This is a genomic window from Hoyosella sp. YIM 151337, from assembly GCF_026041215.1.
Classification (GTDB): domain Bacteria; phylum Actinomycetota; class Actinomycetes; order Mycobacteriales; family Mycobacteriaceae; genus Hoyosella.
In genome coordinates this window covers 59,086-79,398 of sequence record NZ_JAPEIQ010000044.1, presented here as the reverse complement: position 1 = coordinate 79,398, position 20,313 = coordinate 59,086, and the positions used below count along the sequence as shown (strand labels likewise).

General features: G+C 63.0%; 23 protein-coding genes. 8 read left to right on the top strand and 15 right to left on the bottom strand.

Annotation, left to right across the window (positions count from 1 at the left end; genetic code table 11):
• Positions 1-20 precede the first annotated feature (20 nt).
• On the top strand, positions 21-641 hold the full coding sequence (locus tag ONR57_RS21475) for a DedA family protein (protein ID WP_265125746.1): 621 nt from the start codon (positions 21-23) through the stop codon (positions 639-641).
• A 55-nt stretch (positions 642-696) separates the two neighbouring features.
• Here ONR57_RS21475 and ONR57_RS21470 read toward each other — a convergent pair whose 3' ends face one another.
• The 6 genes from ONR57_RS21470 to ONR57_RS21445 all read right to left on the bottom strand — a co-directional run bounded on the left by ONR57_RS21470 (position 697) and on the right by ONR57_RS21445 (position 6,653).
• Positions 697-2,070: a hypothetical protein gene (locus ONR57_RS21470; protein WP_265125745.1), complete on the bottom strand. Its 1,374-nt coding sequence runs from the start codon at positions 2,068-2,070 to the stop codon at positions 697-699.
• 122 nt (positions 2,071-2,192) lie between these two features.
• Complete coding sequence (locus ONR57_RS21465; RefSeq protein WP_265125744.1) at positions 2,193-2,723, bottom strand: peroxiredoxin-like family protein; 531 nt, start codon at positions 2,721-2,723, stop codon at positions 2,193-2,195.
• Positions 2,724-2,735: 12 nt separating this feature from the next.
• The gene (locus tag ONR57_RS21460; protein ID WP_265125743.1) at positions 2,736-3,821 is read right to left on the bottom strand and encodes an ABC transporter ATP-binding protein; all 1,086 of its coding nucleotides are present in this window, start codon (positions 3,819-3,821) and stop codon (positions 2,736-2,738) included.
• The gene (locus ONR57_RS21455; protein ID WP_265125742.1) at positions 3,818-4,594 is read right to left on the bottom strand and encodes an ABC transporter permease; all 777 of its coding nucleotides are present in this window, start codon (positions 4,592-4,594) and stop codon (positions 3,818-3,820) included. The genes ONR57_RS21460 and ONR57_RS21455 overlap by 4 nt, the downstream gene beginning before the upstream one ends.
• A complete protein-coding gene (locus ONR57_RS21450; protein WP_265125741.1) occupies positions 4,585-5,424 on the bottom strand; it encodes an ABC transporter permease subunit in 840 nt (279 codons plus the stop codon). Before ONR57_RS21450 ends, ONR57_RS21455 begins: the two co-directional genes overlap by 10 nt.
• A complete protein-coding gene (locus ONR57_RS21445) occupies positions 5,424-6,653 on the bottom strand; it encodes an ABC transporter substrate-binding protein (RefSeq protein ID WP_265125740.1) in 1,230 nt (409 codons plus the stop codon). The genes ONR57_RS21450 and ONR57_RS21445 overlap by 1 nt, the downstream gene beginning before the upstream one ends.
• Before the next feature lie 120 nt (positions 6,654-6,773).
• Here ONR57_RS21445 and ONR57_RS21440 point away from each other — a divergent pair, with 120 nt between their 5' ends.
• From ONR57_RS21440 to ONR57_RS21430, 3 genes are all read left to right on the top strand, one after another.
• Positions 6,774-7,457, top strand: a complete 684-nt coding sequence (locus ONR57_RS21440) for a TVP38/TMEM64 family protein (RefSeq protein ID WP_265125739.1) — start codon at positions 6,774-6,776, stop codon at positions 7,455-7,457.
• Positions 7,450-8,061: a CDP-alcohol phosphatidyltransferase family protein gene (locus ONR57_RS21435; RefSeq protein WP_265125738.1), complete on the top strand. Its 612-nt coding sequence runs from the start codon at positions 7,450-7,452 to the stop codon at positions 8,059-8,061. The genes ONR57_RS21440 and ONR57_RS21435 overlap by 8 nt, the downstream gene beginning before the upstream one ends.
• Positions 8,062-8,217: 156 nt before the next feature.
• Entirely contained in the window at positions 8,218-8,541 is a 324-nt protein-coding gene (locus ONR57_RS21430; RefSeq protein ID WP_265125737.1) for a glutaredoxin domain-containing protein, read from the top strand.
• Between the two features lie 168 nt (positions 8,542-8,709).
• Here ONR57_RS21430 and ONR57_RS21425 read toward each other — a convergent pair whose 3' ends face one another.
• Both ONR57_RS21425 and ONR57_RS21420 read right to left on the bottom strand, forming a co-directional pair.
• Entirely contained in the window at positions 8,710-9,291 is a 582-nt protein-coding gene (locus ONR57_RS21425; protein WP_265125736.1) for a hypothetical protein, read from the bottom strand.
• Between the two features lie 119 nt (positions 9,292-9,410).
• Positions 9,411-10,811, bottom strand: a complete 1,401-nt coding sequence (locus ONR57_RS21420; RefSeq protein ID WP_265125735.1) for an NAD(P)/FAD-dependent oxidoreductase — start codon at positions 10,809-10,811, stop codon at positions 9,411-9,413.
• 387 nt (positions 10,812-11,198) lie between these two features.
• Here ONR57_RS21420 and ONR57_RS21410 point away from each other — a divergent pair, with 387 nt between their 5' ends.
• Complete coding sequence (locus ONR57_RS21410) at positions 11,199-11,849, top strand: class I SAM-dependent methyltransferase (RefSeq protein WP_265125733.1); 651 nt, start codon at positions 11,199-11,201, stop codon at positions 11,847-11,849.
• A 5-nt stretch (positions 11,850-11,854) separates the two neighbouring features.
• On the opposite strand, the gene ONR57_RS21405 is transcribed toward ONR57_RS21410, so the two are convergent.
• The 4 genes from ONR57_RS21405 to ONR57_RS21390 are packed head-to-tail and all read right to left on the bottom strand — an operon-like array spanning position 11,855 to position 14,029.
• Positions 11,855-12,148: a zf-HC2 domain-containing protein gene (locus tag ONR57_RS21405; RefSeq protein ID WP_265125732.1), complete on the bottom strand. Its 294-nt coding sequence runs from the start codon at positions 12,146-12,148 to the stop codon at positions 11,855-11,857.
• Positions 12,145-12,696, bottom strand: coding sequence for an RNA polymerase sigma factor (locus ONR57_RS21400; RefSeq protein ID WP_265125731.1), 552 nt, complete (start codon positions 12,694-12,696; stop codon positions 12,145-12,147). Before ONR57_RS21400 ends, ONR57_RS21405 begins: the two co-directional genes overlap by 4 nt.
• The gene (locus tag ONR57_RS21395) at positions 12,693-13,568 is read right to left on the bottom strand and encodes a cytochrome c biogenesis CcdA family protein (protein WP_265125730.1); all 876 of its coding nucleotides are present in this window, start codon (positions 13,566-13,568) and stop codon (positions 12,693-12,695) included. The genes ONR57_RS21400 and ONR57_RS21395 overlap by 4 nt, the downstream gene beginning before the upstream one ends.
• A gap of 5 nt (positions 13,569-13,573) precedes the next feature.
• Positions 13,574-14,029, bottom strand: a complete 456-nt coding sequence (locus ONR57_RS21390; protein WP_265125729.1) for a redoxin domain-containing protein — start codon at positions 14,027-14,029, stop codon at positions 13,574-13,576.
• Positions 14,030-14,282: 253 nt separating this feature from the next.
• On the opposite strand from ONR57_RS21390, the gene ONR57_RS21385 reads away from it, so the two are divergent.
• The gene (locus ONR57_RS21385; protein WP_265125728.1) at positions 14,283-15,023 is read left to right on the top strand and encodes a Crp/Fnr family transcriptional regulator; all 741 of its coding nucleotides are present in this window, start codon (positions 14,283-14,285) and stop codon (positions 15,021-15,023) included.
• Positions 15,024-15,033: 10 nt separating this feature from the next.
• On the opposite strand, the gene ONR57_RS21380 is transcribed toward ONR57_RS21385, so the two are convergent.
• Positions 15,034-15,801, bottom strand: a complete 768-nt coding sequence (locus tag ONR57_RS21380) for a pirin-like bicupin family protein (protein ID WP_265125727.1) — start codon at positions 15,799-15,801, stop codon at positions 15,034-15,036.
• Between the two features lie 173 nt (positions 15,802-15,974).
• Between ONR57_RS21380 and ONR57_RS21375 the strand changes: the two genes are divergently transcribed.
• The gene (locus ONR57_RS21375) at positions 15,975-16,829 is read left to right on the top strand and encodes an alpha/beta hydrolase (protein ID WP_265125726.1); all 855 of its coding nucleotides are present in this window, start codon (positions 15,975-15,977) and stop codon (positions 16,827-16,829) included.
• On the opposite strand, the gene ONR57_RS21370 is transcribed toward ONR57_RS21375, so the two are convergent.
• Complete coding sequence (locus ONR57_RS21370; RefSeq protein WP_265125725.1) at positions 16,826-17,869, bottom strand: hypothetical protein; 1,044 nt, start codon at positions 17,867-17,869, stop codon at positions 16,826-16,828. The genes ONR57_RS21375 and ONR57_RS21370 overlap by 4 nt on opposite strands.
• Positions 17,870-17,973: 104 nt before the next feature.
• Between ONR57_RS21370 and ONR57_RS21365 the strand changes: the two genes are divergently transcribed.
• Entirely contained in the window at positions 17,974-19,893 is a 1,920-nt protein-coding gene (locus tag ONR57_RS21365; protein WP_265125724.1) for a penicillin-binding transpeptidase domain-containing protein, read from the top strand.
• A gap of 17 nt (positions 19,894-19,910) precedes the next feature.
• Here ONR57_RS21365 and ONR57_RS21360 read toward each other — a convergent pair whose 3' ends face one another.
• Positions 19,911-20,312 carry a DUF3054 domain-containing protein gene (locus tag ONR57_RS21360; protein ID WP_265125723.1) on the bottom strand — a complete coding sequence of 134 codons (402 nt, stop codon included), beginning with the start codon at positions 20,310-20,312 and terminating at the stop codon, positions 19,911-19,913.
• Between the last annotated feature and the right edge of the window lies 1 nt (position 20,313).

Here is a 20,313-nt window from a genome sequence, read left to right as displayed (position 1 = left end):
CCGTGTGACACGATTGCTGAGTGGAAGTCCACATTATCGAGCTTTTCCACGGCCTCGCCGCTCAGCATCCCGCACTCGTCGCGGTGATCTTCGCGGCGCTCATGCTCGTCCACACCACGGCCTTCGTTGGGCCGTTCGTGCCAGGCGACATCACCGTGCTTATCGCTGGCGTCAGCGTCGATCACCCAGCACAACTGGTAGCGGTGATTTCAGCGGGGGTGTTCGGCTGTATCGGCGGAGCCACGATCGGCTACGGCCTCGGCGCGCTCTTCGGTGCCCGGATCAAAGGGTGGGCACAGCACCGTCCCCGCTGGCACTCAGTGTGGCAGCGCACGGAAAAATATCTGCACAGCGGCGGTGGTGGACCGGTTATCGCGCTCGCGATCGTGCTCCCGCTGATGCATGCGTTTGCCCCCTTCATCGCGGCCGCGCACGGCATCTCCTACCGGCGCGTCATGCTGTGGTGGGGCGTCGGCGCCGCAGCGTGGATCGGGATATTCGCGTCGTTCGGCGCCATCGCAGGAGGTTTGGTGCGCAGCGATCCCGGAGCAGCCGCCGCGGTGGCGGGCATCGTCGCGGTAGTAGTGGTTGCCGTAGTTTTTGGCCTCCACAAGTTGATGCAGCGCAAGCTGGCCGACTAGTGCGCTGATTGTTCGGGCCGTTGCCGTCAGCGCATCCGGGCGTAGCACGCGCTCACTAGCGTTCGATCACCGCCAGTCCGTGCGGATCTGCTGCGGAAACCTCGTTTCCGTCGACGTTCACCGTGTTGGGGTTGTCTTCCATAGTGAGCAGGTCGTTTTCGGTCCACGTGAAGGTGCGGCAATCGTCGCTGACGGTGAGGACTGCCACGCCAGGCGTACGATCGGCATCGACCAGGCTTGTGATGGCTGTCAGCGGCTCCGCGCCGCGCAGGCTGACGTAGATCTTTCCGTCTCTGTGGTAGGCGAGATCAGGAGCAGGATTAGGGCTGAAGCCAGTAGCCATCGATTCTGTCGCGACAACTTCGCGTGCTTCGATGTCAACGACATTGATGTCGTTGCTCACGCGCATGAAGGTGAGCGCGTACTCCCGCTCGTCTGCATCGGTGCAGAAGGCTGTGCCGTGGGTATCCTCCCCGGGCAACTCAAGTGTGAAGGGTGCAGGGAAGTCCCCGTCGTTGACGCCACTGGTGTTGTGGAAGAACAAGAAATCGTCACCTCCGGAGGCGCCACTTTCCCCGTTGGTGAGCATCACGTCATCCGAGACAGGGAACGCACCGCACCCGGCACCCGGCATAGTGTCCGCCGGATGTACTCGCACCACCTCCATGGGCGTGCTTCCGTCAGCAGTCCCGGTATCCACAATCACGAGGCCGCCCTGAGCCAGGGTGACGTAGGCGAAACGCCCGTCAGAGGTGAACTCGTGGCAGATCGGACGAACAAAGTCACTGTCGAGTTCAGCCGCGTAATCCTCCAGCACAAGTGTTTCGATGAGTTCGTAGGAGTCCGAACTGAAGTCCGTCTGGATCTTGTGGAGAAAGCCGGAGTCGTCACCGTGATTCATGTCAGCAACGATGACGAAGCTGTCATCTGGGCTCGCGACGCTCGCATGCGCCGCGTGCGAGCCGCCCGCACCGTCAAACCCTTCAGCCGTGTTGACACAGCCGGTGATTTCGCGGGTCTCGATGTCCATGAAGTGAGTATCACCGGACGCCACATTGGAGATGATCATGTGCGTCGGTGGCGTTGAATTGTTTGGCAGAACCATGTGCGGCCGCTGCGCGAGTTCGCACCCCGCGGCCTCCGCGGCGGCCCCAAGATCGATGACTTCAGCGGTTGCGTCTGAGGGCGCATCGCTGCCCAGTTCGTCCCCGTTCCAGATGTACAGCAGCCCGCCGCCGTCCTCGACGGTGTCAGCCTGGTCGAGTGCCCACACTTCGAAGCTCGCGGCAGTCACCTCGTCATCCGGGCCAGCCGCAGGCGGGGGAGCGGTCTCCTCATCCACGGGGGTCGACTGGCAGGCGGCGAGAAGGAAAGCCGCGGCGACGGCGGTGGTGATAGCGGCGCCTGACTTGCGGGTGTAAGCGAGCACGATTAAAGCCCTTCGCAGGAAGTCGCGATTAGTGGCCGCATGAGCGGCGCCTACGAGCCTAAACGCGAAAGCGCCCAAAATGCGGCTTTTGGGCTAGCGTGCGTTGAGGATTCTTGACACCGTCAACGCGTCGCGTTCAGCACTTCTTCGACCGGCGGATAGTGCCCGAGTGTATGCCCGCGGTGAAGGTATTTGATCGTGCCGTCAGTGGCGAGAATTGCGAGTCCAGGTGATTGGAGCGGATGCGCGGTGATGCGCCCTTGCCGTGCTGTCCGAGCTGCCTTGAGGTAGCGCCACCAAGTCTCAGGGGTAAGTAGCCGCCACCAGGGGAACCGCTTGAGATCCAGGGCGTTGTAGAGGCTGTGCGAGGGATCGAGCAAGAGGGGGAAGTTCACACCACTTTCGGTGAGATGCCTCGCCTGGTAGTCAGCGGCACCGCCGACCCCGATAACGGCGGCCCCTGCGGCAGTGAACTCATTGAGATGTGCACTTATCTCCTTCAGATACGCCTGGCACGGCATGCAACCGAAGTAGCGGACGAGTACAACGACCGTGGGACGCGTGAGGAGCGAGTCCAGTTCCACCGGCTCACCGTCCGCGGTCTTTAGGGTGATCGATTCGAGGCGGTCGCCGACCTCAGCTTGTACTGCCATCACAACTCCTAATCAATGGGATTCGGGACGGGAACTCAGTGGCGGTGTCTGATCATTCCCGAACGGGGCTTCTTCCGGAATCACGTGTCGTGCCGCCTGCGGGATGTGCAGTGAAACGCGTGAACCTGGTGGCAGATGCAGCGTTGGAGGAGCTTCCGCGCAGACAGTCACGTTCGCGCCGTTTATGTTGATGTGCAGCCGCTGCCGTGCGCCGATGACTTCCATCCCGGCGACGACCCCGGCGAGGTCCCCAGGCTCTGACGCCTCGGTGACGCCCACAGCTTCATGGCGGAACACGAGTGTGCCGGCTCCGGAGCTGGTGTTGACGGTCAGGACACCGGCCTCCGAGTGGTGCTTGCCGTATCGGACATCACCGAAGATCTCGTTGATACCGCCCATCATCCGGTGCACAGAGAGCGACCTGGGACGGGTGTAAATGTGGTGCGGGGTATCGATCTGTGCGATGGTGCCGTCGAGCAGTATCGCCATCCGGTCGGCGAGAACTGCGGCCTCATGCTGATCGTGGGTGACGAGGAGAATGGTCGGCGAAAGCTCACGGCGAATCTGGCGCAAGAGGCTGTGCATTTCGCCTCGCAACTGGGGGTCCAGTGCGCTGAACGGCTCGTCTAGCAGTAGAACGCGAGGTTCGGCGGCTAGCGCACGCGCGAGTGCTACCCGCTGGGCCTGACCACCGGAGAGTTCCGTGGCGCGGCGGTACGCAAAATCGCCAAGCTGTACCAGCTCAAGGTAGGACTGCGCATGCAGTCGGGAGGAACGTTTCGACTTTCCGGACGACCGGGCCGAAAACGCAACATTGTCCAGAGCGTTGAGGTGAGGAAAGAGCAACGGCCGCTGGAACATCAGGGCGACACCGCGTCGTTCCGCGGGAACTCCATCGACATTGCGGTCACCGAGTGCAACCGTGCCTGAAGAAGCTTGCTCCAGCCCTGCGATGAGGCGCAGGATCGTGCTCTTACCAGCACCGGAAGGTCCGAGGACGGCGACACATTCACCGGCGGCGACTTCGAGGTCGATGTCCCGGATCACGGCACCTTCATTGAAGGCTTTCGTGAGTGAGCGAAGCGAGAGCGCACTCATGGGGCTCTCCTTCCTCGCAGGCGCCATAACAGCAGCAACAATACGAGTGGCGGTGCGATCGCAGCGACAGACAGCGCCGCTACCACCGGCTGGTTGCCTGATCCGGCTGCGAATGCACCTACAAGAACAGGAACGGAAACCAGTCGGCCTCCGCCGACGAGGAGCGTCACGACGTAGTCAGTCCACCCGACGAGAAATGCGAGGAAGCCAGCCGTGGCGATCGCGGGTGCCAGAAGGGGCAACTGAACCCGCCAGAAAACCACCCAGCGTGACGCTCCCAGCGTCCGGGCCTCCTCTTCGAAGCGAATGTCGTAGGCACCGAACCCCACGCGCATGATGTAGGTCGTATACGGGATCGCCACCACTGTCAGGATCAGTACTGCCCCGATCAGATTGGGGATTCCTGCGCGCAGGATCAGAACGTCTAGCCCCATCGCCACCGCGAACGGCGGGAACGCGAGGGGCGCTACCAGTAGGACGGCGGCAGCGCCGCGGAAGTGCACCCTATGCAGAACCAGCGCCCTGGCCGCCAGCGCACCCGCCGGGGTAGCCAGCACTGCGACACTCATGCCAAGTGTCGCCGACGTCGCGAAGGCGTCGATAGCACCCGCTGAGAGCGCGCTCCGGAGTCCCGTGAGCCCCCATTCCTGCGGGGACAGCGCGGGAAATCGCCACTGGTTCGCCACAGACCACAGAAGAATCGGGACGAGCGGCAGCAAAAACCACAGTACGAGGAGCGCTCGCCCGGCCCTCGCCATCGTTCTTACCGCCACAGCGACGACCTCCTGAGGACGAACAGCGCGGCGGCGAGCGTCACCAAGCAGAGTGCAACCGAAACGCTGGCGGCCGCGGCGGCATTGGGTCGCGCGGCTAGGTCGATAGCGGAGAAGAGCCGCACTGCCATCACCGGCAGCGGTTCAGGATGCGGACGGCCTAGCAGCCGCGCCACCTCGAATGAGCCGAACGAGTAGACGAAAGTGATCATGGCCGCAGCGGCAAGCGCGGGTGTCGCGAGGGGCAATGTGACGAGCCGGAACCGTTGCCATCGACCAGCGCCGAGCACCGCGGCTGCCTCCGAATAGCCGGTCACGCGCGTCGCGAGCGCTGCAGCAACAACGAGCGCAATGAACGCGGATTCCTTCCACGTGAACTCCGCGATCACAGCGATCCACCAGCGCCCGCCGACCAGCTGCGGCCACGTTGCAGAATCCATCCTGAATATGCGGGCAAGGAGTCCGGCGTCGGAAAGGAGCAGCCCGATCGCAGCGGCGCCGATCAGGTGCGGTATGGGAATGGTCAACGTCGCGAGCGCCGTGACGACCCTTCCATTCGCGACGATCGCCAGGGCGGCGGCAAGCCCGATGAAGGACGCCAGAATTGTCGACGAGGCGGCGATCGCCAGTGACAGCAGAGTCGCCGTGATCAGGTCATCGCCCTGCGCCGTGAACGTCTGGGTACTGAACGCCGGTTCGCCAACAAGCGGCATCAATCCGAATGCCTGGAGGGCAACGGTGCCAAGCCCCGCGATAAGCACGATTGCCGTCGGGACGAGTGCAGGGAGGAGCAGCGCTGTCGCTCGTAACCGTGCCGCCCGCCTTGACATCAGCGTCCCGCGAGGACTGTGCGCCGCCAGCCTTCGTCGAGTGCAGGCACCCAGGCAGTGCCGAGTTCAGGGCGCGCGTTGCGAGAAAGCTCTTCGTAGGCCGGAACGACCGGTGACTCTGGCAGCGCATCGAAAGCGGCGCGGTCTTCGTTGCTCAGCCGGTCTGAGTCGAGGACGGTGAACTGTCCCCACACATCCGGTTTCGCCTTCTCGAGTTGTTGCTGCGGCGATAAGGCGAGGTTCGCGACGACACGGGCCCCCGCCGAGTTGCCGGAAGTCGACGGCACGGCGAGAAAGCTGGCGTTGCCGACGGTACCTTCATCGAGAATAAGTACCCGCGTGGTTTCTGGGAATGTTCCGCGCGCCACCAGAGCTGTGAGGGTCGCCGGCCCATACGTCATCGTCATGTCGACCTGACCGTCCGCAAAGAGCTGGTTCAGCTCCTCGACGCTCTGTGGGTAGGTGCGCCCTGATCTCCAGAGGGCGGGAGCGAGGTCAATGAGAGCGTCAAACAAAGGCGCGCTGTGCTCCTCGTAGGCGTCATCGCTGTACTCGAGTGGCACGTCGTCAGAAACGCGGGTGAGGACTTCCCGGATGAAGACCGACCCAGTGAAGTCGGGGGGCGCCGGGTACGTGAACCGGCCTGGGTTTTCTTCGGCCCAGCGAAGGACGCCTTCCAACGTGGATGGCGGGTCGGGTATCGCGGCTTCGTTGTAAACGAGGGTGAACTGCGCCTTGTGCCAAGGAGCTTCACAGCCATCCACTGGTGTGCCGAAGTCGGACAGCAACAGCGGATCGTCCGGATCGGTGTACTGCATATTCGGCAGCTGGTCAGTCCAATTGCATAGCCACGCGCCAGCCTGTTTCCCGGTTGCGAAGTTGTCGCCATTCACCCACACGAGGTCGACGTCCCCATCGGTGATGCCTGCCTGACGTTCAGCAAGGATCCGGTTGACGGCCTCGCCCGTGTCGGCGATCGGAACGCGCCGCAGGGTCACTCCTGCTTCTGCCGCCGCTGGTGCCAGCACCGAATCGACGTAGCGGTTACCCTGCTCGTCCCCGCCCCACATCCACAGCGAGACTGTCTGGCCGACTGCCGCCGCTACGACCTCCGCCCAGGATGTTTCAGATGGTTCAGGGGCTTCCGGGGAGGGGGCTGAACAGCCAGCGAGTGTCACAACAGCCACAGCTGAAGTGGCTAGTGCGCGTCCGAACCGTTTCGCTGCCATCACATCTCCCTCGTCCAGCGTTCGAAGTTTCGCACAGTTTCTGTCCGGTTCGTGGCGGTACCACGCTGCAGCGGGAACACTGGTGGCTACTCAAAGCCCGCCAGTTCTGATGGAGGTGCTGTGCACCAGGACGAGAGCAGCCGGACGTTCTTCACTCCCTTGGTGAAGCTCGCGGTACTCGCGTGCATCCTCGTCGTGGGCGGAGTGGTGGCGCTCGCTGTTGATGTACCGAGTGTGGAGGAAGTCCGCTCGCAGGTCGCCGGCGCTGGATTGCTGGGCGCACTAACTTTCGTCTTGGTCTACGCGGCGCTGAGTTCGATTCCCGCGCCAGCGAGTGTCCTCAGCATCGCAAGCGGTGTGCTATTTGGGTTCGCTGGGGGAGCAGCCGTCGTGTTTATCGGCGCCATGATCGCCGCGACCGTTTCCTACCTGCTTGGCAAGCACCTGGGTGCGGAAGCTGTCGTCCGCTACGGAGGTGCGAAAACTAACCGCGTTGTCCAGTTTCTGCGCAAACGCGGGTTTGTTGCTGTCTTGCTCGTCCGTCTCGTGCCGCTGTTTCCATTCTGGCTCGTCAACTATGCCGGCGGGATCAGCGGTATCAAGGCCAGAGACTACTTCTTCGGGACTGCGCTGGGAATCGTCCCCGGCGTGCTGAGCTACGTCGCTCTCGGCGCGTTCGGAACCCAGCCGCTCTCGTGGCCGTTCGTGGCTGCCATCGTGGCGTTTGTCGTCCTCACTGCCGGTGGCGCCTACTACGCTCGGCGTATGAGAGCAGCCGAGCCCGAACTCACCGACCGTGTTTGATGCGCAACTGCGAGGCGTGCTCGACGCACCACTGAAACGCGCTGCCGCGGCTATCGACAAAGGATGGGTTACTCCCGACCGGCTTACTACTGCCGGGCTGACTCTGGGACTGGCAAGTGCGGGAGCTGCGGCACTGCAATGGTGGTGGCTAGCGCTAGCGATGTGGCTTACGTCGAGGCTCGCGGACGGCTTGGACGGTCCGCTTGCCCGGCGTCGCGGCACGAAGTCTGGGGCGGGTGGTTTCTACGACATCACTGCCGACTTCATCGTGTATGGCTCGACGGTTGTCGGTGTTTCACTGGGAGTCGCGGCAGCTTACGATGCGCCCCAATGGCCATTTCTGCTGGTACTGCTCGCTTACTACGTCAACGGAGCGGCATTTCTGGCGTTTTCGTCTATAGCCGAACGATATGGGAAGACCCTCGACGACGGCCGGTCTCTCTCGTTCCTCGGTGGACTCGCAGAGGGGACGGAAACAATTGTTGTGCACAGCCTGTGGCTGGTGTTCCCCATGTTCGGCTGGCAGATCGCACTCGTGTGGGCGGTGATCGTGGGGGTGAGTGCAGCGCACCGTGTGTACGCGGGGTACCGGTCGCTGCGGTAGGAGGAGCACCACCCTATGTACGCACTCCAGCGGCCACGGTCAATTCGTTCGTTTCTCAGTGCAAATGCGTAGGTTTGTACACGGCCGCTGCAAAGGTATATAGGGGGAGGGGCTGGCGTTGGTGTACAGGGAGGCCATTCGGGTAAGACTTCTGGTATGCCCTCGCATCCGGAAGTCACGTTTCTCTGGCGCCAGCACTGCGGGTACTGCCGGAGGCTTCGCGAGGGACTCGCCGCCGCGGGTGTTTCGCTGCGAGAGCGCAACATCTGGGAAGACGCCGACGCAGCCGCCACCGTCCGCAAAGTGGCGCGCGGCAATGAGACCGTCCCAACGGTAGTTGTGGGCGGCCGGGCACTCGTCAACCCGTCCGTTGAGCAGGTGATCGCAGCAATTCACCGTGAGTTTCCCGGTCAATTCCCGCAACTGCCAGACGGTTCACCCAGAAGGCGCTGGTGGCGGCGCTTGATCGGTGATTCGTGAGCCGTGGCGCATGCCATCGCGGCCGCTCTGCCCTCAGCTACCGCCCCGGTTCGCCGCGTCGAGCAGTACTTGCTGAGGGTCCGCTGTCCAGATGTCCTGCGACAGCGTATGCATACCCGCCGACGGTCGGGGGGAACACCGGCGGGCATGCGCGCTGCCGCCCGCCAGCTAGCGGTGGGCGAGCGATTTGCGGGCCACGGGGATGAGTAGCAGCCCGATGACGAGGCCGAACAGGATATGTTCGGCGATGAAGGTGGGGTAGCCGACCATGGTCGGCATGTCACGAATCGGATCTCCGCCACCGAGGATCGAGGCGGTGAGGGGCAGCAGTACCCAGGAACTCACTACGAAGACGAGGAACCCGTACACCGCGCCTGCGGCTGCGAGTATGGCAGCGCCCTGTAGTTTGACGAGTTTCGCGAAGGCGGCAAACACGATGCCATATCCTGCGCCGATCATCATATGAACGAGGGCGCCCACAATTGCAGGGCCAGCGATGAAGACGAAGTTGTCACCAGCCATCCCTGCTTCCATCGATTCCATCATGGCTTCGCCGGAGATCACCGACGATGCGATGTGGTAGAGCGGGGTGAAGAAGCCGACTCCCTGATACGTGGCGGCAGCGATCATCGCATACATCGCCATCACGAGTGATGCAACGATCCCTGCGACTGCGCCCGCCACCCCCCAACGGGTCCAGTTCGCGGTTTGGACTGCGTGACCTGGAGCATTGGCTGCGCTCGTGCTCATGGTTATCTCCTTGGTTCAGGCGCCAGGTCAGCTGAATGCTGATAAATGGAGCCGGTATCCGTACGTGGAGGCAACCCGGTGGCAGGAACGAGGCATTCCCGAAATTGCGAGGAATGTCCCTAATCTTGGCGCAGGCGCAGCCACATGCTCCTTGCGCTCGTGAGTCCCCGGATCACACGCCGCGCTGACCGTGCATTGAGCTGCTCGCGGGTATCCGCGATCGCCGCGTTCCATGCGCCGTCGGAGAACGTAGGGTAGGGATGGATCGTGCCGGCGAGTTCACGCCCGCGCAAGCCTAGCCGGATCGCTAGTGTCAGCTCGCCAATGGTCTCCCCGGCACGTGGGCTGACCACTGTGGCCCCGACTATGCGACCTTTCCGATCGAAATGAAGCCGCGAAAATCCGCGTCGTTCGTCTTCGGTCACCGCGCGATCAAGGTGATCATGTGTGATCGTCTGCTGCCGAGTTCCGTGAGCTGCGCTGGTGAGGCCCACAGAGGCAACCTCGGGGTCGGTGAAGGTCACTTGCGGGATCGCCGACGTCGTTGCTTTGCGACGTAATCCGAGAATCGCATTGCTCGCGGCGATGCTCGCAAAAGCGCCGGCGGTGTGCGTGAATTGCGGCAACGGCGTGACATCTCCGGCAGCCCAGATTCGCGGATTCGATGTTCGCATCGAACGATCGACGACAATGCGTCCCTGTTCATCGACAGCCACGCCGACGTGCTCGAGGCCAATCTTGGCTGTTCGCGCGCGGCGCCCGACAGCGATAAGGAGCTGATCGAACTCGACGCGGGTGCCGTCGGCGAGGACAGCAGTGTTTCCAGTCAGCTCCGTGAGCGCACGCCCAGTCAGTATGTTCACACCGTCTTGTCTCAGTGATTCAGCGATTATTGTCGCGGCATCCGGAGATTCCGCTGGGAGAATCTGGTCAGCGGCTTCGACCAGTGTCACCGTAGAACCCAGTCGGGCGAAAGCCTGCCCGAGTTCGCAGCCGACGCTTCCACCGCCGAGGACGAGGAGTCGGGACGGGAGATCACGGAGATCCCACATCGTTTCACTGGTCACGAAGTCACGCAGACCGGGAATACCGGGAACGATGGGTGAGGCGCCCGTAGCGATAACCGCCTGGCGGTACGCAACACGGTCACCATCTATCGCGGCTTTTCCGTCGCTGAGGAAGGCGGCTGTACCCTTCGCTACCCGAATTCCTTCTGCTTCCAGGGTCTCGGGAGCATCCACCGGCTCGATGGTCCGGATTGCTGAGTCAATGTGCCGCCTGACTGCGGCGAAGTCAACCGTCACGGACTCGGCTTGCACGCCGAGTCCGGCTGCTTTTCGGATACCAGCACGGTGATGAGCTGCGGCAAGCAGCGATTTTGAGGGGACGCAACCAGTCCACAAGCAGTCGCCGCCGGGGCGCTCCTGTTCGGCAAGCAGCACGGATGCGCCGAGTTTGACGGCGGTCTTCGCCGCCACGATTCCTGCTGATCCGCCGCCGACGACGAGTAGATCCCACATGTCAACTCCCTAGTCCGTCGCTACCACAGTCTCCTCGCGTCAAGCAGCTGAGTGTTCTGTGCATGCGCCGTAACGTTTCTTCTTCCGGCAGAGTGGACTCAGCTAGGGACCTCAGCACACAGCTGAGGAACTGGTAGCTCTCGAGCTTATCCCGGCAGCGTGCGCAGTCAGTGAGGTGCACTTCGAGTAGACGTGCTTCGGCGGTTGTGAGCATCGCTGCAGGGTCGCGGTCGAGGTAGCGTTGCATACGACGGGCTGACCACCGGCAGGTCAGCATGGTCCGCAATGTACGGATCATCGCTGCCGAATCTGGATTGGTTCTTGCAACTCTTTCACAGCGTCGGAACCCAGTTGGTGCTGCGAATACTTCCCGACTTGAGGAGAACGATGGCGGCTGACAAGTTCTTGGGCCAGACGAAGTACACGATGTCAGCACGGGTATACGACGTGATCTCGGCGGAGTGGCCGATTTATCGTGCGGGCAGGGTCGCTGCCGTGAAGATGTTGAGCCTCGAGCCGGGGATGAAGGTTCTCGATATCGGGTGCGGAACTGGACTGAATCTGCCATTGGTGCTCGAGAAGATCGGACCCAAGGGAATTTACGTTGGGCTTGATAAGAGCCCGGAGATGCTGAAACAAGCACGTCGGAAGGGCCGACAGTGGGGGCACCCGACCGTCGCGCTGGTTCGAGGGGACGCGACCGAGGTGACGCGAGACGACCTTACGCACACTATATATGGCGCAGCCTTCGACGCCGTGATAGCGACCTACGCACTATCGCTGATGCATCACCCCGAAGCTGCATTCGAATCCGCGGTTGGCGCATCACGGCCTGGGGCGCACGTGGCGGTTGCAGATATGCAACCGCCAGTCGGGATGGCACAAATCTGCAGTCCACTGGCTCGTCTCGCCTGCTACCTCGGCGGGGCAGACATCACAGCGCGGCCATGGACGCTCGTCGAGGACCGGTGTCGTGACGTTGCGTCGGCGAGTTTGCGGGGCGGGCACATCCAGGTCCGTGGGGGCCGCGTGGATTAGCCTGCTTAGCGATCTTCGAGGTCGCCCGGATCGCGGACTGTGAGGTCATCGAGAAAACCCTGAACCCGCTGCACGGCGCCCTTATCGGGCAGCGTTCGGCGGGCCCAGACGTCGAGGAGGCTCCGCAGGCGGTGGTGTTCCTCAGCGAGCGCCCTGCACTTATTACATTGCGAAAGGTGCGCCTCCAGCCGCTGAATGTCTTCTGAACTTAGCGGCGCGGCGGGATCAGCGTCGAGATAGTGCTGTATTCGTTTCGCGGACCAGTGACAAGTGATCATCATCCGAAGCATTCGGATCATGCCGCGTCCCCTTGTGTGACAAGTCCCCGTGCGCGTAGCGCCTTACGCATCCGGTCTCTGGCACGGCTTAACCTGGACATGACTGTCCCCACTGGCACCCCCAGGGCTTGCGCCGCCTCTGCATATGTCAGTTTATCCACGTCGACGAGCAGTAGGGTCGTGCGGAAGATTGGGTCGAGTTCGCTGAGTGCAGCTCCAACTTCGGCGCTTAGAGTGTTGTCCATGACGGAGTCTTCCGGAGACTCGCTGGGTCGCGCGCCGAAGGCTGGCCGAGCGCCCTTCGCGCTGGCAGGATCCTCGATAATGTCGGGCCGCATTCGCCGGTGCATGCTGGAGTGCGTGTGGCGCAGGATCGTAAGGAGCCAGGCGCGTGGGTACCTGCCGTCGAACTGTCCGACGGCCCGCCAGGCCCGGATAAGGGTCTCCTGCACAAGGTCCTCGGCATCAATCGAATTGCCGGTGAGGGTGCGCCCCACACGGAGCAACACCTCAATTTCAGGTTCGACGTAGGCGCGGAAGGCCGCTGCCTGCGGAGGGACAGCACTCATGACGGCTGCCTTTGCTTCGCCCGACGCCTCCGCACGTAAGCCCCGCCCCACGAGATGCCGATGACGACCGCGAATGTGGTGAGCACCCCTGCAACACCGAGTCGCTCAACGGACAGGGCAAGCGTCTGCTGGAAACGCAGGGCGGTATCCACTATCGGATCTATTACGCGCCCGTCCGAGTAGTGGAGGCGAAGTTCCCAAACACCGTAGTAGGCGACGTACGCCCCGGCGAGCAGCATGAGGGCCCCTGCGGCTCGGCTGACGTACGGGAGTACCCGGCGTATCCGCGACACGAGGGTATTTCCGGCGAGCGCGATCGAGAGCGCGAGGACACCCACAACGACTGCCATGCCTGCGCCGTAGGCAAGAAAAGCGGCGAAGCCGTCGACAAAGGACCCGCTGCGGAAGGAAACGGCTGTGACGGCCAAAAATGGTCCGATTGTGCAGGAAAGTGATGCTGTCGCGTAAGCGAGACCGTAACCGAACATCGAACCGATGCGAGAGGCCGGTGCGCCCCCTCCAGGCTTCGGCAGCATTACCGTGAGTTCTCGGCCAGCGAGCAGCCAGCCGCCCAGCGCAACCAGAGCCAGTCCAATCACAACTGTGACAAGCGGCAGTACGCGACCCGCCTGATTGATGATTGGCGTCAGCACCAGGCCCGCCGCGCCGAACACGAGGATGAACCCCGACGCCATAGCTGCGGTCGCACCGATGGCCCGCTTCACGGTTTCGCCGACGGGGGGCTGGTGATCGCTGGGAGTTTCGCCAGCGATCACCAGCGTGAGGTAAGCCGGAAGCATGGCGAATCCGCACGGATTGAAAGCTGCGACCGTTCCGGCTGCGAGCGCGAAACTAAGTGCACTGATGTCCACGGCTGCTATCCAGAAAGTTCGCTAATGCGGATGTCGAGTTCGTCGGGTGAGAGGGTCCCGCGGACGACTTCTAGTTCGCCCGATTCACTGAGGAAAGCAAACGCTGGCTGTTGGGTGACGCCGAACTTCGCCCACACTGCGGCATCAGCGTCGTTGAGGTGAGGGAAGTCGCTAACGCCGTACTGATCAACGAAGCCACGCATGGCGTCAGGACTGTCCTGCGCCGCAATCCCGAGGAACTCTACCGAGTCGCCATAGGAGGCGGCTGCGTCTGCGAGATTCGGTGCTTCGCGATGGCATACCGCGCACCACGGAGCCCAGAACCAGAAGACGGCAGCGTGTCCGGCGTAACCCGTGCCGTGAACGGTTTCGCCGTTCAGTGTCTCAGCTGTGAACTCGAGTGCAGATGGAATAACCGCGACGGAGTCTTCCGTAGCCGTAGTGTCATCTGAATGTTTCACAGGCGAAGCGTTGGGTGAATCGGACGCGCGCTCGCGAGGATCTGCCGCGCAGCTCGTGAGTACGAGTGCTGAAGCTGTGAGTACTGCACCAGCTGTGGTTTTCCAGAATGCCATGGTCACCTTTCGCGCATGCCGTCTACGTCGGTATATCGATCACGCTAGGCATCGTGGGCAATGGCCACAGCGTGGCTGTCACCGAGGTGACAATGTTGCGGTACAAGCGAAATCGGTTGAAACCGGGCACGATGACCATATGGGAATTTCGGACATCACCGCTGGTTCGTTTAGCCGGGCAACCTCCCTGCTGGGGAGCGACCCCGAGGCCGATGCCGCTCTCCGGCATGCGGCCTGGGTGGCTCGCTGCGTCGGCAGGGGTGACCTTGTGCCGCTGCGGCCGGGTGATGTCGACGCGCTGGCCGCGCGAATTCAGGCGCGCTCCTACGATTTCGCGGAACGCATCTTCACTGGTGGAGAGGCTTCGGCCGGGGTCTGGATTGTGAAGAGTGGCCGCGTCGAGCTGACGGTCGGATCCGGTAAGCGGCGAGTCGTGGTGCAGATTCTGCGCGGTGGCGACGTTGACGGGGATGTGCAGCATTTCCTCGGGCACCCGATGCCGTACTCGGCCCATGCGCTCGAAGACGCGACACTCTTGTTTCTTGAGGTCAGGGATTTCGAAGATCTGCTCTCGCAGCACCCGGCTGTGGCCAGACGATGGCTGCAGACCGTCGCACAGCGTGTTGCTACCAGCCAGGACCGAATAATCGGCCTCCTGGGGTGTGGGCTGGTGGAGCAGGTAGCGCGGATGCTTATCGATGAAGCTGTCGATGGGGTGGTTGAGCTACCGCAGAAGACACTCGCGGCGATGCTCGGCGTACAACGGCAGTCACTTAATCGCGTGCTGAAGAAGTTTGAGCGGGCGGGCTTTGTGAGGGTCCGTTACAGCGCTGTAGACATACTGAACATGCACGGACTCGCCGCCGCGGTGACGGCCTGAGGCACGAGCTTTAGCGGCCCGTGAGGCTGGTGTGCATTTCCCAGATCAGCACTTCGGCATCGCTGCTGGTGTGCAGGCGGTGCCCACCAGTGCTGGTAAGGCGAGCAGAATCGCCCTCATGTAAGTCACCCGCGCCCTCCATGTCCAGCGCGCCGCGCACCACGTGCACGTGCACGAACGGTGCTTCGGGAACGTGCACCACCTGACCTGGCTGTAGCCGTGCAGCGTGGAGCGCTGCGCTGCGGTTTCTGATCCGGACAGCTGCTCCGTTGCGGTACTTCGGCATGCCTGATGCGACGGGCACTAAAGTACCTGCGCTGAGGTCAGTGTCGATCTCGGTCTGATCGTAGTCCGGCGGTTCGCCGGTTTCGTCTGGCAGCACCCACATTTGGATGAAGTGCACCGGTGCGTCGTGCTTGGGGCCAGCGAGCCGCCACGAGTCATTGCGCTCCGAGTGCAGGACGCCGGTGCCACTGCTCATGCGTTGCGCGAGGCCTGGATACACGATCCCGGCGTGGCCCATCGAGTCCTGATGCAGCAGGGAACCTTCGAGCACCCACGTCACGATTTCCATGTTCTGGTGCGGGTGCGTATCGAACCCCGCCCCGGCGGTGACTCGCTCTTCATTGTTGGCGAGCAGCACACCATGATGCGTGTTCTCCGGGTCGTAGTGCGGGCCGAATGAGAATGAGTGGCGCGACTCAAGCCACGCGACGCGCGTACGGGGGCGATCACCAGCTCGCACCACTTCCACGCGAGGAGAATCGGCGGTACGCATCGGTCACCTCCCGTTCAGCTCAGCACACCTGGTCCCTTCCACGTTAGCGGTAGTCAACGTGGGTCGCGCGGATACTCCATGAGTGCGTCCGGAAAGCTGCCAAGCATCACAGCGACCTGCAGCTGTCACGTGGCAGCGTTGAATCTCCGGTCGCGGGCTCTAGAATCGGCGGCGTGGAGCACTCGGAATCGTTCTTTCGCGGCGTGTACGGAACACGGATCAACTACAGCGTGTGGAAGCCGGACGGTGAGCCGTCCGGCATCATGGTCATCTCCCATGGGCTGGGCGAGCACGCCGAGCGCTACGCGCATGTAGCTGAAGCGTTCACTGGGCTCGGGCTGGTGGTGTACGCACCCGATCATCGCGGCCACGGCCGCTCTGGGGGCCGGCGCCTTGGGTTGCGTACGTGGGGCGATTTCACGGCTGATCTGCACACGATGTTCGCGATCGCGCGGCGGCATAATCCTGGCTTGCCGACGGTGCTCTTGGGGCACAGTATGGGCGGCACGATTGCGCTGACGTACGCCCTGGAGCACCCAGAGGGGCTCAGCGCGGTTGTGCTCTCCGCTCCGGCTATTCAGCTCGCGACAGGCACCCCGAAGTTGATCGTGGCGCTCGGCAAAACCCTCGGCCGGTATTTGCCGTTCGTGCCGGTCGAAAAGATCTCCGCCGACGACGTGTCCCGGGACCCCGTGGTTGTGGAACAGTACAAGAACGATCCGCTCGTTCACCACGGCTTTGTGCCGGCAGGAATCGCGCGACAACTGGTGCTGACGATGGAGTCGCTGCCGCCGCGCCTCGGCCGCCTCCGTGTGCCACTGCTAGTTCTGCACGGCACGGAAGACAAACTCACCGCCGTGGCGGGCAGTCGCTCTGTGCCGGACCTGGTGTCGAACACCGACTGCACATTGCACGTCTACAGCGGTCTGTACCACGAGCTTTTCAACGAGCCAGAGAAGAAGCAGGTGCTCGATGACACTGTGGAGTGGCTGCAGCCAATACTGGCGGCGGCGCGGACATCGAGCTAGCGGCCGTTAAAGAGCGCCCGCACCTCCTCTGAGTCCACGAACGGGGCGAACTGGCGGCGGACGAAGCTTTCGAGCATGCCGTTCTGGGAGACGAGATCGAGGATCGGGGGAGCGAACCGCATCGCTTCCTCGATCATGTCTTCCCGTGTCACGCCCACTTCTTCGAGAATCTCGTACAGCGTGTGGTCCGAGTACTTTTCGAAGAAGTAGCGGATCCCTTCGCTGACGATCGTCCGGAAGTACGTCGTCTTCCGGAAATCGCGCCAAAACTCGAAGCCGAGGATCAGGAAATCTTCGATGTCTTCGGAATCGACGGCCGAACCTAGTGAACTCAGCGAGTGATGTGCGTGCTCCTCCCACAATTCGAGCGCCGCTTCCACGATCGAGCCCTCAGCCTCTTCGTCGCTGATGCTGTGACTGTGCGTCACCAGGTAATGCGTCAGCCGCTCCGTGAGTTCCCTGAAACGCACGTCAGCCTGGTGAGAGAGTGACGGTACCACCCGCGCTCCGACGGTGGCCGTCAGGCGGAGCAGCGTACCTACACCGGGGAGATTGTCGGCTATTGCCCGGTTGCGGCGCAATGCGTCAAGCGTGACGTGGTAAATGAACCATGCCGCCCACTGCGCGGTGACGGGACTGTGGTAAATCCGGTCAACCACGCGCTGAAATGCAGGCATCGTAGCGATCTTCCGCGTGAGTTCAGCGACACTATCCTCTGGCACGACGTCGCTCAGTTCCTGGCCTGCCTCAGCGAGGGTGCGCCGGTGCACACGGTGTGCGATCTCACCCGCAAGCTCGGGGATCCCGCCGCCGATACGCCACTCACTCGCGTACTTCAGCGCAACCGCCTCGACTTGCGCGCTCGTGATCACGTCACCGAGCTTCAGCAGCCGTGCGGCTTCCAGACCGTAATCGACCTCACGCTCAACCGCTGCCGCGAACTTCTCGCCGGACACCTCATCGATCACGAACTTGGTGAGGGCGTCGAGAAGCTTCGTTGTTTCGGGGGGCGCATCATTGCGTTGCTCGTCCGGGGTCACGCTACACAGAATAGAAGCGTTAGCGCCGTGCGTGTTGCTGGGATTCCCCTGAGAATCGCGGCCCGCCCTGTAGACCACACTATTCTGCGGGCACAATCGGGGCTGTGCGTTTTGTGCCGTCTTCGCTCTCGCAGCGAGCCAGTTTGACGCGCAAGCGCCGGCCAACGGTCGCGCTTGTGCTCGCTGCGCTGCTCGGGGTGACGGTGGTAGTGGCATGTGAAGCTCCGCCGGAGCGTCCGGACGCGCTCGTTTCGATACGAGCATTCACTGATGCGCTTTCAGCCGGTGATGCGGCGCTCGCATCGAGTTACACCGATCAGCCGACGCGCGCACGGGCGGACCTCGAGGCTGTGTTTACCGCGCTCAACCAGGATGGGGCCGAGTTCGTGGTGCAGGCCATGACCGTGGGCACCTCCGCTGCCGGTGCGAGCGCTACTTTCACCCTCGGCGCCGTGTGGCACCTCGGGGACAGCGCCTACGGCGCCAGGGAGTGGGCTTTCTCCACGAGCGGCAAGGCGGTGCGCACTGCCACTGGGTGGCAAATCGAGTGGCGCCCGGATGTGGTCATTCCGGGAATGCAAGACGGGCAACAGGTGCGGTTCCGTCCGCAGCCGCCGGACCCGCCCGAGATCCGTGACCGGTCCGGTCAGACGGTGATGGCGCAGCAGACCCTGAAAGCCGTGACTGTGGACCCTGCGCGAGTGCGGAGCACGGGTTCTGCCGCCACCGATCTTGCTGCACTGCTCGGACCCGTCGACGATGACATCACGCGGTCCTCCATCCTTGACGCGATTTCGAGCGGGCGCGGAAATCCGGTCGTGATCGTGACGCTGCGTGAAGAAGAGTACGAACCACTCGCGTCCAGACTCGCCGCGATTCAGGGAGTCACCGTCCAGGATGAGCCCACGCTCGTTACCGCAACGGCCGCATTGAACTCGCCTGTATTCCCGGTGTTGCGGGAATCGTGGGAGCAACGGCAGGAGGACTCCGCAGGCTGGACAGTGGAACTAGTGGCAGAAGACGGTTCGGCGACCATGCTGGCGTCCGAGCCCGGGATTCCGCTCCATGATGTGGCCACCGAACTCGACCTCAACGTCCAGCTCGCAGCTCAGAACGCCATCCGGAACGTATCTGTGCCCGCCGCTGTCGTAGCCCTGCAACCCAGTTCGGGTGCAGTGCTTGCCGTTGCGCAGAATGCCGCCGCGGACGCTTTAGGGCCAGTGGCACTGACCGGGGAGTTTGCTCCCGGTTCCGTGTTCCAGGCGGTTACCGCGCTCGCGGCGCTCGACGATGGCCTCGTCCACCTAGATGACCTCGTTTCTTGCCCGGACGGAGCGCACGCTGACGCGGTCCCTGTCCCAGTCGAGGCCCCTGAACCTCGCGAAGATGAACAGCGCAGCGAGGAAGTACCGTTCTCGGGGGCCTTCGCGAATTCATGTGACGCGGCGATCGAGGATCTCGCGTTGCGTCTCCCCGACGATGCTCTGCACAATATGGCACTGCGCCTCGGTGTCGGACTCCGCATTGATTCGCCCGGTCTGATAGCTGCGACCGGCAGTGTCCCCATCACAGGTTCGCGCGCGGAGCGCATTGAGGCCGCGCATGGCCAGGGCGACTTGCGGGTGACGCCATTTGGGATGGCACTCGCTGCCGCGACCATCGCCAGGGGCACCGTACCGGAGCCCTTTCTGCTGGGGCGGGGAAACGGCCCTGCCCGTGATGTTGCCGCTCCCACAACTACCGCCGCGGAGGAGGTCGAGGCACTCGACCTCGGGGTTACCAACGATCTCAAACGGATGATGCGCGAGGCTGTCACCGCAGGGGCTGCTGCGAAGCTGGCCGATTTGCCAGGGCTGATCGGAGCTGCGGGCACGGCCGCGACCGCGGGCGAAGGCGACGTACACGACGAGTGGTTCATCGGAATCGATGGTGATCTCGCGTTCGCAGTGCTGGTCAGGCAGGCTGCGAACGCGCACGAGGCGGTCGACTCCGCGGAACGCTTTCTGCGGCCTCTGCAGGAGTGACGCGCGGGCAGTTCGGCCTAGGACGAACGTGCGGTTCCCCGGAACCGCAGCACGAGTTGCACGATCGCCCGCCACCCGACGAGCAATGCGCCGGTGACGAGGGTCGCGGTCGCAACAAACGCGAACGCCGTGCCGGCGCCGGTGAGGAATCGAATCACGACTCCACCCACCATGACCCAGGCCCACAGCGTTACTCCGGCGGGGACGATGCTGAGCGGGTTCGCGTTCTCGTGCGCTTTAAGCACGGTGATCCATCCTGCGGCGAGGCCGACGAGGAAGGGCCATGCCGTGTCGAGAATGCCGGCGGCGTCGGTTCCTTCCGCATGGTGGATTCGCCCGGTGATCGCGAAGGCGACAACGGCGATAACGTCAACGATGACGGCGATGGTGACCACTCGGGCCGCGCTTTTCGTCTGCACG

What these genes read in the sequence shown, in the direction of transcription:
- ONR57_RS21465 (WP_265125744.1), bottom strand. Translation starts at nt 2,723, where the DNA reads ATGGCAGTACAAGCTGAGGTCGGCGACCGCCTCGAATCGATCACCCTA.
- ONR57_RS21460 (WP_265125743.1), bottom strand. Translation starts at nt 3,821, where the DNA reads ATGAGTGCGCTCTCGCTTCGCTCACTCACGAAAGCCTTCAATGAAGGT.
- ONR57_RS21450 (WP_265125741.1), bottom strand. Translation starts at nt 5,424, where the DNA reads ATGTCAAGGCGGGCGGCACGGTTACGAGCGACAGCGCTGCTCCTCCCT.
- ONR57_RS21445 (WP_265125740.1), bottom strand. Translation starts at nt 6,653, where the DNA reads ATGGCAGCGAAACGGTTCGGACGCGCACTAGCCACTTCAGCTGTGGCT.
- ONR57_RS21430 (WP_265125737.1), top strand. Translation starts at nt 8,218, where the DNA reads ATGCCCTCGCATCCGGAAGTCACGTTTCTCTGGCGCCAGCACTGCGGG.
- ONR57_RS21425 (WP_265125736.1), bottom strand. Translation starts at nt 9,291, where the DNA reads ATGAGCACGAGCGCAGCCAATGCTCCAGGTCACGCAGTCCAAACCGCG.
- ONR57_RS21420 (WP_265125735.1), bottom strand. Translation starts at nt 10,811, where the DNA reads ATGTGGGATCTACTCGTCGTCGGCGGCGGATCAGCAGGAATCGTGGCG.
- ONR57_RS21410 (WP_265125733.1), top strand. Translation starts at nt 11,199, where the DNA reads ATGGCGGCTGACAAGTTCTTGGGCCAGACGAAGTACACGATGTCAGCA.
- ONR57_RS21405 (WP_265125732.1), bottom strand. Translation starts at nt 12,148, where the DNA reads ATGATCCGAATGCTTCGGATGATGATCACTTGTCACTGGTCCGCGAAA.
- ONR57_RS21400 (WP_265125731.1), bottom strand. Translation starts at nt 12,696, where the DNA reads ATGAGTGCTGTCCCTCCGCAGGCAGCGGCCTTCCGCGCCTACGTCGAA.
- ONR57_RS21385 (WP_265125728.1), top strand. Translation starts at nt 14,283, where the DNA reads ATGGGAATTTCGGACATCACCGCTGGTTCGTTTAGCCGGGCAACCTCC.
- ONR57_RS21380 (WP_265125727.1), bottom strand. Translation starts at nt 15,801, where the DNA reads ATGCGTACCGCCGATTCTCCTCGCGTGGAAGTGGTGCGAGCTGGTGAT.